Origin of the sequence: Microcystis sp. M049S2 (assembly GCF_020245625.1) — a bacterium.
Taxonomy (GTDB): domain Bacteria; phylum Cyanobacteriota; class Cyanobacteriia; order Cyanobacteriales; family Microcystaceae; genus Microcystis; species Microcystis ichthyoblabe_A.
Window position 1 is genome coordinate 1 of sequence record NZ_JADBUN010000173.1, and the last position, 13,483, is coordinate 13,483.

A 13,483-nucleotide genomic window follows, 5' to 3' on the forward strand; every position below is an offset into this window, starting at 1 on the left:
AAAACTATCAACAACTCATGCTTGTAAAGCTTGTACAATAGGGCTTTGAGTTTTTGTTAGATTGATATTTATCAACTTTAGAGCATTGCTGGACAGAGAGGGAGCTTGGGGAATTTTCTACAGTGTAAGTTCGGAAGAACCAGAAAATATCAAGAAGGGAATCAGCTTTAAACCTTGTCCGTCAACTATCCATTCCCCTATTCTGGCGCTCCCCGCTTCAAAGTGGGGGACAAAATGAGGTAAGGTGAAAAAGCTGTGCCTATAACCGAGACTATGAGCGTTGAATGGCAATCCGTCAAAACCTACGAGGATATTCTTTACCATAAATGGGGGGGAATCGCCAAAATTACCATCAATCGCCCCCATAAGCGTAATGCCTTCCGTCCGAAGACAGTTTTTGAGCTTTACGACGCTTTCTGTGATGCTCGCGAGGATGCCCGCATTGGGGTAGTATTGCTCACGGGTGCAGGTCCCCACAGCGACGGCAAATATGCTTTTTGTTCCGGTGGCGATCAGACAGTGCGCGGTCAGGCGGGTTATATTGGCGATGATGGCGTACCCCGGCTCAATGTGCTGGATTTACAGAAATTAATTCGCTCCATCCCCAAGGTAGTTATCGCGCTGGTGGCGGGTTATGCGGTCGGGGGCGGTCATGTTTTGCACTTGGTTTGTGATTTAACCTTAGCGGCGGATAACGCCGTTTTTGGTCAGACCGGTCCGAAAGTGGGCAGTTTTGACGGCGGTTTTGGCTCTAGCTATCTGGCCCGGGTGGTCGGTCAGAAAAAAGCTCGCGAGATTTGGTTTCTCTGTCGGCAGTATAACGCCCAACAAGCTTTAGAAATGGGTTTGGTTAACCATGTCGTCCCGGTGGAGGAATTAGAGCAGGAAGGGGTTAAATGGTCTTTAGAAATTCTCGAAAAAAGTCCCTTGGCGATTCGCTGCCTGAAATCGGCTTTTAATGCTGATTGTGATGGTCAAGCGGGTTTACAGGAGTTGGCGGGTAATACCACTTTACTCTACTATATGACCGCCGAAGGAGCCGAAGGTAAACAGGCTTTCCTGGAAAAACGTCCCCCCGATTTTAGTCAATATCCTTGGCTACCCTAATCAGTGAGCAGTAAACGGTAATCAGTAATCAGTGAAAAGAAAGCAGAAAACCGCCGTGTAATACTGCTCACTTAATACTCCCTACTCCTACTGATAACTGATCACTGATAACTGATCACTGATAAGCTATGCTAGTTTAGAGAGAGTAGTTAGGTTCGGTAGCAGCATTGGTTTCAAACAGAAGTGGTTTTTCCCTGATGGCCTTGACTGGGTTGTGTCCGATCTCCTTCTCGAAATGGCTGTGATATTGGGAGACAATCCATGACGATTTACGTTGGTAATCTGGTTTATGAGGTCACGACAAGTGACTTGCAAGAGGTATTCTCTGAATACGGCACGGTTAGTCGCGTTCACTTGCCCGTAGATCGGGAAACGGGTAGAATGCGCGGTTTTGGTTTTGTGGAAATGTCCTCCGATGAGGAAGAAGCAAAAGCGATCGAAACTCTTGACGGGGCCGAATGGATGGGACGACAGATGAAAGTCAACAAAGCTCGTCCCAAAGAAGAAGATTCTGGCGGTCGTGGCGGCGGTGATCGCAAAAACTTCGGGCGCCGGGAACGTTAAACAGATTCTTGGAAAATTCCAGAAGCGGTTATTTCTGATAACCGCTTTCTTATCGATAATTAATAAATCTGCGTTTCTTTTCTAACATCCTAATACCCATTTTAAAGGACGGGTTTTCAGACTCAAAAATTTCGATGAATTTATTCAAGATAAAAATGATCGGGAAAATCGATAGGGACATTTCATCGTTTTGACGAAAAAAGGCTAACAGACGCAAAAATCTCGGTTCGTCCATAGATTTTGAGAATGTTATCAGGTAGAATCAAGATTTGATTCGCACCTACTCCTGCTCAGCTTATTTGTTCTGATTTTCCCATCATAATCCAACCGCTGCCATAAACTTTGACAAAAAATGAAGATAGCAATCATCACAGCAACTCCCCAAAATGTCAAGCTCGGAAGTGGTACCTTCGTCACCAATATCCATCTGACTAACGAGTTACGCTCCCAGGGTCATCTGGTTGATGTCTTCTCTCCAACCAAAGCATCGGGGCCGTTAGGCTATATGGCTCATCGCTTTCTTTGGAATTGGCGACTCGATCCCCGTCGCTTTGACGACTATGATCTGGTGGTAGGTTACGATATGGATGGTTACGCCATCAGCGATCGCCTGAAAGTCCCTTTTATCGTTTATATTCTTGGTATTATTGCCGATGAAGCTACCTTTGAGCGGGGTTGGGTGCGAACTTCCTTAGAATTGATGGCAAAAGCCGAGAAAGTGAGCGTCCATCGTGCGGATCTGGTCATCTCTATCAGTGAGTATTCGCGTACTAGACTCAAGCAACTTTATCAGTATGATGGCAATATCGAAATTGTTCACTCTCTAATTGATCTCAAAGGTTGGGATGCAGCGGTCGCCTCGGTCAAGCATGAGGAAAGAAACCGCGAGCAGAGGAGGCCGACGGTGTTTTGTGTCGGTGTCCAGTATCCCCGCAAAAATGTTGCCACTTTGATCCGCGCCGCCGCAATTCTCCGCCGTCAAATACCCGATGTAGAGGTAAGAATTGCCAGCAAAGGTCCTGAATGGAATAATTTACGCCGTCTGGCACAAGAACTCAATTTAGAGCAAAATGTTACTTTTCTTGGCTATCTTTCCTATCAAGAACTGATCCAAGAATATCTTGATTGTCAAGTTTTTTGTTTACCTAGTCTGCAAGAAGGATTTGGTATAGTTTTTGCTGAAGCTATGGCCAGTTATAAACCGATTGTCGCCAGTCGTTCCTCCTCGACACCGGAGTTGATTGAAGATGGTGTACAAGGCCTATTAGCCAATCCCTTAGATGCCGAAGATTTAGCGGCTAAATTAGCAGAAGTGCTTCTAAATCCAGAAAAAGCTCGTTCCTTAGGGAAGGCAGGTAGAGCGAAAGTTTCAGAATTTGATGCGCCGATTATTGCCCAACGTTTCAGTCAGTTATTAACCAATTTTCTGGAAAAATAGATTAACTTTGACAATAAAAATTTAACCCCTAACGCACAGCGTATAAATGGAAAATATCCACGAATGTCGAAGGTAGCAAGTCTCTTTTTTCTAGTTGAATTTTGAAGCCATTATCTGCCAGCATTTGGCTTATTTGTTTTAAGCGCCCCTTTTTATCGTGAATTTCAGCCACTATTTGCTTAATTTTTGGCCAGTCTTTAGCTTCGATGCTTTCAAATACTTCGTATTCTTCTCCTTCCACATCAATTTTCAATAAATCGATGGAGTCAATACCGAGTTCATTAATTACGGAGGATAGAGTTCTTACTTCACAGGCTACTTGTTCTTTTTCTTGGAAGAACTCTTCAAACAAATTTTCTATTTTTGGGTAATTCTGATCCACTTGAATATCTTCTAATTCAGCCAGGGTATCCTCTGGCTTTGTGGTTGAATTAGCAGACATATTTGGATAAAAAGTAAAGATTTTTGCTGGGTTATTTTCTGAACTTAATCCACAGTTAAATAAAACAACATCCTCTAAAGAATGCAAATGAATATTTTTTTTCAAAACCTCAAAAGTTGGCTTGATTGGCTCAAAGGCGAAAACTTTTGCTGTTGGTTCAACTCCCTTGACAAAAATAGAGAATAGACCGATATTGGCTCCAACATCAAAGACCACATCGCCTTCTTTGATGACGATATCATGCCCTTCATATTGCCTTTCAGTAAATATTTCCGAAAAAATGTATTCTGTTTCCTCTTTGCTACTACTGTAGTAACATTCCAATCCATTAGAAAAAGTAATTTTTTTGGCAATCACCGTTGATGTATAGTTGTAATCTTGGACAAAATTATATTAACACCATGAATAGCTCCCCGTCAAGAATGAGGTAACAAGCCCCCTTTTTCGGTGGATAAAAATTATAGTCATTTCAGATAAGTCTGAATAAACTCCAGAGCGTTTAAACCCTTATAAACTCTGACATTGATATTCTCAATCTTAATTAGGGTTTACTGAAAAACTTTTTCAGCAGACCCTAATTATGCAAGAGATTTACTCGACCGAATCTAAGACCTAATTGGTTAAGCTAAAAGCTTTGATGTGCCTAGTTTATAACCTTCTTTTTAGGTAGGAGAATTGTCAGATTCTGTCTTTTGCCTGTTGCCTCTTGCCTTCAAAAGCTGATAACTGATAACTGATAACTGATAACTGATAACTGAAATGACGGACTTAAGCCACCTTTTTCCGTGACTCAAGGATGGGGTGAATAATTGTCCAAGCCAGGACGATAATTAAAGCCAAGATACCAAAACGAGCCATAGAACTAACTAACTGGTGCAAGGGGAACAAACGGCCTAAAAAGAAAGATAATGTCACCATAATAGTCGCCCACACCGTCGCCCCACCCAGATTACAGAGGAAAAAGCGACCGTAGGGCATTCGGGCAATTCCCGCCATGGGACCGGCAAAGATTCTTAACAAAGCCACGAAACGACCGAAAAAGACCGCCCGGGGTGCATTTTTACTAAATTGATCCTTGGCTAATTCTAGTTTTTGAGGCGGAATCCGAAAGAATTTGCCAACTTTTAACAAAAACGGCCAACCTCCAGCGCGACCGAGCCAATAGCCAAAATTATCGCCCAAAACTGCTCCTGTAATTGCGCTGACTAAAACTAACCAATAGTTTAAATCACCGCTACCGGCAAGGAAGCCGCCGACAATGGTGATGGTTTCTCCCGGGATGGGAATCCCCATATTTTCGAGGGTGATGCCGATAAATACTGCCCAGTATCCGTATTGGTGGGCGATTTCTTCAATATTTTCTAGGGATAATAGCTCTAGGGACATGGAGCGCTTTCTTAACAAAGGTTTACGAATATTCTAAGATATTTTTACAGTATTTAACCGTGGCTGAACATGACTTTTCCCAGTATTGATTTATTAGCAATTCGTCAGGGTGAGATAAAAGATTTAGCGGGCATGAACTTGTCAGGGGCTGATTTAGCGGGTGCAGACCTAGCAGGGGCGAATTTACGGGCAAATTTACGCGGTGCTGACCTCACGGGGGCAAATTTAAGGGGAGCAGATTTTCGTAATGCCGATTTACGCGGGGCAATTCTCCTCGATGCGATCGTCACTGGGGCAAGTTTGGCCGGTGCTTTTTTAGCCGGGGCGGTTTTTAATCATCTAGATTTGTCCGGGGCAGATTTTCGCGGCGTCGATGGCCGGGGAGTGAGTTTTGTTGGGGCGATTTTAACCCACGCGGATTTTACTAGCGCTAATCTGTCCGGGGCAGATCTGTCGGCAACCGATTTAGAGGAAGCAATTTTTTTCGGGGCGATTTTACGCGGAACAAATTTTACTGATGCCAATCTTCTTTGTGCTAATTTAGCCTCGGCAGTAACCACGGGGGCAATTTTCGATCGAGCTTGTTTAGAAGGGACAGGATTAACCTAAATGGCTGATAGATAAGACCTCTTGTAAAAATCAAAAATTGTTGTTAGGGTTGGGAGTCAGTAGCCAGTAGTCAGGAGTCAGGAGAATTAAGAATGAATAATAATCAGTTAAATGGTCTATTTATAGACTTTATGCCATTTAATCCTTATTTCTGCCGTTTTTGAACTCTGAAAAATTAATTATGCAAGAGGTTTATAAAAGAAGATCAGTTTCTAATCAGTTGCTGTCACCTGCTCTAGGTTTAAAAATCTTGACCATTTCCCTGTTTATCTGCCTCCATAGCTCCAGCTATTCTGAACCATTTAACCCCTTTGCTGCCCAGGGTCTTCCTCTTGGCCAAATTGGTCAAGTTTTTGCCATCCTCCACCAGAAAATTTAGTTTAATTGTCTGGGTAATCAGTGCAGCTATTGAAGAATTTTTCCCAACCAATTAAGCAATCAATTTACTTACTTAAGGGAACCTAGAAGAAAAGACTATGCACAAAAATGATAGGATTGATTGATACCTAGCTGCCGTTAATCGCCCTCGATGAAACCTTTACGCCGACTTTACCGCTATTTAAGTTTATTTTGCCTCTGTCTTCTTCTGACCGTGGGCTGTCAGTCCACTAATTCCAATTTACCCCGGGGGGATAGCGATCGCTTGATGATCGGGACAACCCTAAAACCGCGCTCGATCGATCCGGCCGATAGTTATGAGTTAGCGGGACTTTTTATTATTTATAATCTCGGTGAAACTCTCTACACTTACGGGGAAGGAACCACTAATTTAAAGCCTCTCCTAGCCACGGAATTGCCCAAAATTAGCCCCGATGGGTTGACTTATACTATACCAGTACGTCGGGGAGTTATCTTTCATGATGGCACGGTTTTTAACGCAGAGGCGATGAAGTTTTCCTTAGAAAGATTTATCAAAAATGGTGGCGAACCTTCCTTTCTTCTCCGGGATACAATTGATAAAATCACCGCCAGCAAAGAAGACGAAATTACTATTAAACTAACCAGACCTTTTGCCGCTTTTCCCGCTCTTTTAGCTTATCCCGGAGCCTGTGCGGTTTCACCCAAATTTTATCAAATTGGCGAGGGTAAATTCAAACCCGAAGAATTTATTGGCACAGGACATTATCGATTAAAAGCAGTTACCAGCGATTCTTTTAGTTTAGAAGCCTTTGATCGCTATTGGGGAGAACCGGCCAAAAATAAGGGAGTTAATGTGCAAATTTATCTCTCGAATCCTGCCAATTTATTTAACGGTTTTCAGACGGGAGCGGTGGATATTGCCTATCAATCTTTACTCGCTCCTCAAGTGAGAAAATTACGCACAGAAGCAGCCCAGGGAAAATGGCAGGCGATCGAATCTTCTGGGGCAGCAATTAACTTTATGAGCGTCAATCTTAAAAGTGAACCCACCGATAATATTTTAGTGCGACAAGCAATTGCTTCTCTAGTCGATCGAGATTTACTTAATGATCGCATTTTACAAGGTCAAGGTATCCCTCTTTTTAGTCTCATTCCTACTACTTTTTCCGAGTCACAACCAGTGTTTAAAGAGCGCTATGGCAACCATAATATAGAACAAGCCAAACAATTACTAAAAACCGCTGGTTATAGTGCAGAAAAACCCGCAATTGTAGAAGTTTGGCACTCCTCGGGATCGATCACTTCCAGCAGCGTGGCGGCAGTGATGAAAGCTCTAGCAAAACGGGATTTAGATAATATGATTCAATTTGAACCCAATAGTATTCTAGGAGCGGCCTTTTTCCGTAATATTAGCCGGGGACTTTATACCACCGCCCTATCTAATTGGTATCCAGATTTTTTGGATGCAGATAACTATATTTATCCCTTTTTGGATTGTGCTAAAGGTTCCCCAGAAACCGGCTGCGAAGAAGGCGGAGCACAAAGTCAAGGCTCATTTTTTTATAGTCAAGAAATGAATCAATTAATCGCCCAATCCCGTCAGGAAAGTAACCCAGCCAAAAGAAAGCAAATTTTTGGCAAAATTCAAGAAATTCTCGCCGATGAAGTTCCCTATATTCCCCTTTGGCAAACCAAAGAATACGCTTTTGCTCGCCATGGCATCACGGGAGTTATCATCAATCCCAGTCAAACTTTTCCCTTCTGGACAATCGCCAAAAAATCCCGATAATTAATTATGAGTCAGCCGTCAGCTTTTGCTCCCAGGCTCGCCCTGCTGCTAGGGGGGTTTTATCTGTTAAAATTTCTTATCGTCGTGGGGCGAAAACAAACTGTTCTGGCCTTGCCTCCTGTCTTACAATAGTTAAATATAGGTTGTGTAGATAAGTAGCTGGTTATAATTAAATTAAAAATGGATTTTAGGTTCGATCCCCCCTGCCCCCCTTGATAAGGGGGGTGCCGATAGGCGGGGGGATCCCCCCTGCCCCCCTTGATAAGGGGGGTGCCGATAGGCGGGGGGATCCCCCCTGCCCCCCTTGATAAGGGGGGTGTCTGACAACTTTTAACGCCTACCTACTTAGAGCGCCATGAAACACACATTATCCGTATTAGTTGAAGATGAAGCGGGAGTCTTAACCCGTATTGCTGGATTATTTGCCCGTCGCGGCTTTAATATTGAAAGCCTAGCCGTCGGTCCTGCCGAACAGATGGGAGTTTCTCGCATTACGATGGTAGTACCAGGGGACGAGGACAGCATCGAACAGTTAACCAAACAACTGTACAAATTAATTAACGTCCTCAAGGTGCAGGATATCACCCAAACCCCTTGTGTGGAAAGGGAATTAATGCTGATTAAAGTTAATGCTACCGCCGAGCGCCGAGCAGAAGTGATCGAATTAGCGCAGGTATTCCGGGCCCGGATTGTGGATATTTCCGAGGAAACCCTGACCATCGAAGTGGTGGGGGATCCGGGTAAAATGGTGGCGATTATGCAAATGCTGAATAAATTTGGCGTTCGCGAGGTGGCCCGTACCGGTAAAATTGCTCTGATTCGCGAGTCGGGAGTCAATACGGAATACCTCAAAGCTTTAGAGGCTAAAATGGCAATTTAGGGATATTGGGGATGAATTGGGGGGATGGGGTTTTAGGGTGTTAGGGTGTTAGGGTTTTAGGGTTTTAGGGTTTTAGAGTTTTAGGGTGATGGGGTTTTAGTTGAAATTTACCACTTCCCCATTCTCCCACTTCCCCATTCCCCCACTTCCCCACTTCCCCACTTGCCTCCAGAAGCTGATAACTGATAAAAACTATGTCTAACCAGTCGCCGAAAACCCAAATTAGTCAACTTGTCACCGTTGCTGTGCAGAAATTGCAAGGAAAGGTGAATTTTCAGGCGGTAAATCTCAAAAAAGGGGCGAGAGTTCCCGAATTACGCCTTAAAAACGAGAATGGCAGCGGGGAAAGCAAATATCCCCTTATCGGCGATCGCTATTTGTTAGGCCGCAGTTCCAGTTCCTGTGATATTACTATCCGTAATACCGTGGTGAGTCAGATTCACTGTTCCCTGCAGCGGGACCCGAAAAATCCCCATCATTTCCTGCTCACAGACGAAAACTCCACCAACGGGGTTTATATGGGTAAACGTCGTCTGAAAAGCGTTTCCCTGCGTCATGGTGATACCTTTACCCTGGCCCCTCCAGACTTAGCCAATTGTGTCACCATCTCCTATTACTGTCCCCCTCCCCTGTGGGCGAAACTTTTGCGCTATGGTTTCTACGGTGCGGGTGGTATTTTCGGTTTATTAGTTTTAGCGGTTATCTGGGAAAGTCGCAGAGTTAATGTTTATCCACTCCCTTCCGGGGTGAGCGGTCCGGTGGTGGTTTACCCTAGGGATGGTCAAACTCCCCTCAATCCCATTCGACAGGAAACTCACCAAGAATTAGATAATCTGGGGGATTTTTCTCCCTATTTGCCCAAGGCGCTTGTCGCTTCCGAAGATAGTCGTTTTTACTGGCATTTTGGCGTTGATCCTTTCGGGATTGTCCGGGCTGTTATGATTAATTGGCAAGGTCAAGGCATTCGTCAAGGGGCCAGTACCCTGACTCAACAGTTAGCGCGTAGTTTATTTCCGGAAGTCGGTCGCCAAAATACTGCCGATCGCAAACTCCGGGAGGCTGTGGTCGCTTTACAATTAGAAGCGGTCTATAGTAAGGATACAATTCTCAAAACCTATCTCAATCGAGTTTATCTCGGTCTGGGCGGTTACGGTTTTGAAGACGCAGCCCGCTTTTATTTCGATAAATCCGCTAGAGATTTAGATATCTCCGAGGCTGCCACCCTTGTGGCTATGTTACCCGCCCCGAATTTATTTAATCCCATTCAAGATTACGACACTTCCGTACAATTACGCAATCGTGTCATCGATCGCATGGCCCAATTAAGGATGATTTCCCCAGAAGAGGCCGCCAGCGCCCGCAGATCCCGCATCGAAATCAGTCCCCAAGCCAAAAAATCCCTATCTAGTACGATTGCACCATATTTTTATAGTTACGTTTTCGAGGAATTACAGGACCTTTTAGGGGAAGAAGTGGCTAAAGAGGGCAATTTTATCGTTGAAACCAGTTTAGACCGCCGGCTGCAAGCGATCGCAGAAAAAAGCTTAAAAAATAATGTCCTAAAACAAGGACCCCGCTATCGATACTCCCAAGGGGCTTTAGTTACCTTAAACAGTCAAACCGGGGAAATTCTCGCTTTAGTCGGGGGAGTTGACTATCAAAAAAGCCAATTTAACCGCGCTATCCAAGCTAAACGTCAACCCGGTTCCACTTTTAAGGTATTTGCTTATGCTGCCGCCCTAGAACAGGGAATATCGCCCTATAAAACCTATAGCTGCGCGGGACTTTCTTGGCAAGGACAGGCCTATTCTCCCTGTGAACGCAGTAGCGGGGCCATCAATATGTTTCAAGGTTTAGCGCGATCGGAAAATAGCGTCGCCCTTCGCATTGCTCGCGAGGCAGGATTAAGTAATGTGGTCAATGTGGCGGAACGTTTGGGGATAAAATCACCTTTAAATGCTGTACCGGGGCTAATTTTAGGTCAAAGCGAGGTAAATGTTTTGGAAATGACTGGCGCTTATGGGGTTTTTGACCATGGTGGGCGCTGGAATCGTCCCCACGCCATTAAACGCATTCTCGACGCTTCCGACTGTGAAAATGTGGAGGATTTGAGTACCTGTCGGGTTATTTATGACTATGGCGACGATAGCGAGAGAAATCAGCAGGTAATCTCCCCTAAAACCGCCGAAACGATGAATAGTTTATTGCGGGGGGTGATAACTAATGGTACAGGAGGCGCTGCTAGTATTGGCATGGGAGAAGCGGGTAAAACGGGAACCACTAATAATTATGTGGACCTCTGGTTTATCGGTTATCTTCCCCGTCGCGACTGGGTGACGGGCATTTGGTTAGGGAATGATAACAATTCCCCCACTTCCGGCAGTAGTCAACAGGCAGCCCGGTTATGGGGCGATTATCACCGTCAGTTAATCACTACACAAAACTAATCCCAATGACTCTCAAGCTCAGACGCATTTTAACCGTCTATCCTTAAGATTAGTGGAATCAACCACAAAGACACAAAGGACACAAAGATTAAACTTATCACACAAAGAGTGAGAGAGCCGCCGAATCTCTCCCCAATCTCTTTACTGTTGCCTCTTGCCTTATCTCAACCAGCAATTTAAATGGTTCACAGTAATAAGGGTGTCCTAGCCCTAGCTAACACACCCGTAGAGATTATTTCTGGTGGCTTGGTTTTACCCCAAAAATCCACAACTGCCCTACCCACCGCAGGGGAGGGACAGGGATAGATTAGACAATGACAATCTGAGTATTGGTGATAGCTGGCGTACCAGTAAGGGTTGCGATTCCGAGCAGACTACCAGTAGCGGCAAAGTTTGAGTCATACTGTAAAAGGCCAGTACCAGGATTGTAGATAAATCTGGCAATGTTATTTTCGACTGCTGCTAATTGGTTAGAAGCCAAAGTACCGAGAGGCAATCCACCGAATTGAGCGCTTGTAAATGTCAGAGTATCACCTTGAGCGATGGTAAAATCGGTGATGGTGTCAGTATTCTGATTGGTAGCAGTGTAAGCAAAACGATCAGCACCAGCACCACCAGTTAGGAGATCGTTTCCAGTACCACCCAATAGGGTATCGTCTCCATCTCCACCCAATAGGGTATCGATTGCAGAACCACCATCTAGTAAATCGTTTCCAGCCCCACCATTTAGTGAATCGGCTCCAGAATTACCCTTTAGGGTGTCAGCGCCTAGGCCCCCGGTGATGGTATCGTTATTTACTCCACCGACTAGGCTATCGTCGAACGCACTACCTATAATGTTATAGGGAAGGGAATTGTTGATTGGTGCGATCGTAGTTGCGGGGGGTGTGGCCGGTGCTGCGCCCAGAGATATGGGTTGCGTACCTGCGGCTTTCGTGAAAGTAGCACCGCCCGGGCCAGGGATTGTTAGCTTATGGGTGCCGCCAACGGTAGATCTAACAAAGGTCTGGCTATTTGCCGCCAGGTCAAGGGTCGTAGTAAAGCCAGGGACTGTAGATGCAAGGGTTACGCCAGTAACAGCAAGGCCTGCGTTGTCTATTCTCCAAACCGCATCGCCGTCAGCGAAAAGGCCAATGAAAGTGAGATTATCGGCGGTAAGGCCTGTATTCGGCAGAGAAACGGGGAGAGTAGGATTGGAGTTCAGGACCTGGGCAACTGTCCCACTCCCAACAGTGAAATTAACACCAGTGGGAGAACCGGAGAAGTCTAAAGTAATGGCCATAGTTTTTCCTTTGAATGATTTGTTTGAATCTGAAGAGTTTGACAATCTTCCTCCCGATTATTATATACCGGGAAAAAAAATGCAACTATTTTTTTGGGGGCTTGTTTCCTGGATTATTGCTCACGACCAGCATCTGCTAGGCTAAATTTGATTATGCCGCATCGGAAGACGATGCAAAATCCTGTCATAAGATGTTGACTATTTAAATTACTCGTTAAGACTGCATGGGAGTCCAGGAGAGGCGGAACGGGAGTTTGAGCATTTGTACTAAAGTTCCTGAGAGAGGGTATCGTTTGCCCTACAACTATTTTTAGGATGTCGTCTCTATCACCGCCGATTAGGCTATCGTTATTTTTTAGGTTTGTTTCCTCAATTATTGCTAGTGTGCGTTGTTTTATATCTGGTCAAGTTGTGAGCAATTGTGTGTTAATTTTTGTCCAGTTGTGACATAAATCACACCAGAAATTAAAGTTAATGCTACTGATAGCCAAAAAGCGATCTGAGCAATTAAGTTATATTCAGAAGGCAAGGGAGCAATCAAGAGAGCGATCGCGACAATTTGGCTGACTGTTTTGCTTTTTCCCCACCAATTAGCCCCTTTTATGTCGCTATTTCCTGTTAAATTGGGATTAATGCGCCAACCAGCGATCGCTAATTCCCGAGCGAGAATCAAAAATACTCCCCAAGCAGCAATTAAATCCATTTCAATGAGAGCTAAAAGAGGAGCGAGAACCAGCAATTTATCGACCAAAGGATCGAGAAATTTGCCTAATTCGGTGATTTGATTCAATTTTCGCGCTAAATAACCATCGAGCCAATCGGTGCTGGCAGCAATCAGAAAGATAATTAAACTTAACCAGCGATCGATTTCTGTGCCTTGATGCAACCAGTATAAAATTAATGGCAGTCCCAAGAGTCGCGATAGGGTAATCGAGTTGGGTAGGTTCATTTTTCAGTGATCAGTAATCAGTAAACAGTAATCAGTGACCAGTAAATAGTGATCAGTAATCAGTAAACAGGTATAAAGATAAAGATAACGGCTCTTCTAGGTTCTGTGTGATAAGTTTAACTTACAGAGGATCGATCAATCTTTGTGTCCTTTGTGTCTTTGTGGTTCCTTCCACGCGCTCGCCAGAAAGAATGTATCTTAGAATACATTTTGCCCACCAAACCTAAGAG

13 protein-coding genes are annotated in these 13,483 nt (G+C 44.5%); 8 read left to right on the plus strand and 5 right to left on the minus strand.

Features of this window, described 5'->3' with window-relative positions; all coding sequences use genetic code 11:
• Positions 1-273 precede the first annotated feature (273 nt).
• Positions 274-1,107, plus strand: coding sequence for a 1,4-dihydroxy-2-naphthoyl-CoA synthase (gene menB / locus IM496_RS15145; protein ID WP_194016353.1), 834 nt, complete (start codon positions 274-276; stop codon positions 1,105-1,107).
• A 261-nt stretch (positions 1,108-1,368) separates the two neighbouring features.
• Positions 1,369-1,671, plus strand: a complete 303-nt coding sequence (gene rbp, locus IM496_RS15150; RefSeq protein WP_194016343.1) for an RNA-binding regulator — start codon at positions 1,369-1,371, stop codon at positions 1,669-1,671.
• A gap of 49 nt (positions 1,672-1,720) precedes the next feature.
• On the opposite strand, the gene IM496_RS15155 is transcribed toward rbp, so the two are convergent.
• On the minus strand, positions 1,721-1,906 hold the full coding sequence (locus IM496_RS15155) for a hypothetical protein (RefSeq protein WP_194016345.1): 186 nt from the start codon (positions 1,904-1,906) through the stop codon (positions 1,721-1,723).
• Positions 1,907-2,023: 117 nt separating this feature from the next.
• Here IM496_RS15155 and IM496_RS15160 point away from each other — a divergent pair, with 117 nt between their 5' ends.
• Positions 2,024-3,109, plus strand: a complete 1,086-nt coding sequence (locus IM496_RS15160; protein WP_194016347.1) for a glycosyltransferase family 4 protein — start codon at positions 2,024-2,026, stop codon at positions 3,107-3,109.
• Between the two features lie 28 nt (positions 3,110-3,137).
• Here the strand turns inward: IM496_RS15160 and IM496_RS15165 are convergent, their stop codons facing one another.
• Both IM496_RS15165 and IM496_RS15170 read right to left on the minus strand, forming a co-directional pair.
• Positions 3,138-3,908 carry an FkbM family methyltransferase gene (locus IM496_RS15165; protein ID WP_104396406.1) on the minus strand — a complete coding sequence of 257 codons (771 nt, stop codon included), beginning with the start codon at positions 3,906-3,908 and terminating at the stop codon, positions 3,138-3,140.
• A 411-nt stretch (positions 3,909-4,319) separates the two neighbouring features.
• The gene (locus tag IM496_RS15170) at positions 4,320-4,937 is read right to left on the minus strand and encodes a DedA family protein (protein ID WP_004161440.1); all 618 of its coding nucleotides are present in this window, start codon (positions 4,935-4,937) and stop codon (positions 4,320-4,322) included.
• A gap of 69 nt (positions 4,938-5,006) precedes the next feature.
• Between IM496_RS15170 and IM496_RS15175 the strand changes: the two genes are divergently transcribed.
• From IM496_RS15175 to IM496_RS15195, 5 genes are all read left to right on the plus strand, one after another.
• A complete protein-coding gene (locus IM496_RS15175; RefSeq protein WP_194016349.1) occupies positions 5,007-5,546 on the plus strand; it encodes a pentapeptide repeat-containing protein in 540 nt (179 codons plus the stop codon).
• A gap of 529 nt (positions 5,547-6,075) precedes the next feature.
• Positions 6,076-7,695: an ABC transporter substrate-binding protein gene (locus IM496_RS15180; protein ID WP_194016351.1), complete on the plus strand. Its 1,620-nt coding sequence runs from the start codon at positions 6,076-6,078 to the stop codon at positions 7,693-7,695.
• A gap of 355 nt (positions 7,696-8,050) precedes the next feature.
• Entirely contained in the window at positions 8,051-8,575 is a 525-nt protein-coding gene (ilvN, locus tag IM496_RS15185) for an acetolactate synthase small subunit (protein WP_002743360.1), read from the plus strand.
• Positions 8,576-8,769: 194 nt separating this feature from the next.
• On the plus strand, positions 8,770-11,022 hold the full coding sequence (locus IM496_RS15190) for a PBP1A family penicillin-binding protein (protein WP_287662422.1): 2,253 nt from the start codon (positions 8,770-8,772) through the stop codon (positions 11,020-11,022).
• A gap of 180 nt (positions 11,023-11,202) precedes the next feature.
• Positions 11,203-11,328 carry a hypothetical protein gene (locus IM496_RS15195; RefSeq protein WP_265578351.1) on the plus strand — a complete coding sequence of 42 codons (126 nt, stop codon included), beginning with the start codon at positions 11,203-11,205 and terminating at the stop codon, positions 11,326-11,328.
• Position 11,329: 1 nt separating this feature from the next.
• Here IM496_RS15195 and IM496_RS15200 read toward each other — a convergent pair whose 3' ends face one another.
• On the minus strand, positions 11,330-12,304 hold the full coding sequence (locus tag IM496_RS15200) for a calcium-binding protein (protein ID WP_287662424.1): 975 nt from the start codon (positions 12,302-12,304) through the stop codon (positions 11,330-11,332).
• Between the two features lie 394 nt (positions 12,305-12,698).
• Complete coding sequence (gene pgsA, locus IM496_RS15205; protein WP_104396401.1) at positions 12,699-13,253, minus strand: CDP-diacylglycerol--glycerol-3-phosphate 3-phosphatidyltransferase; 555 nt, start codon at positions 13,251-13,253, stop codon at positions 12,699-12,701.
• Between the last annotated feature and the right edge of the window lie 230 nt (positions 13,254-13,483).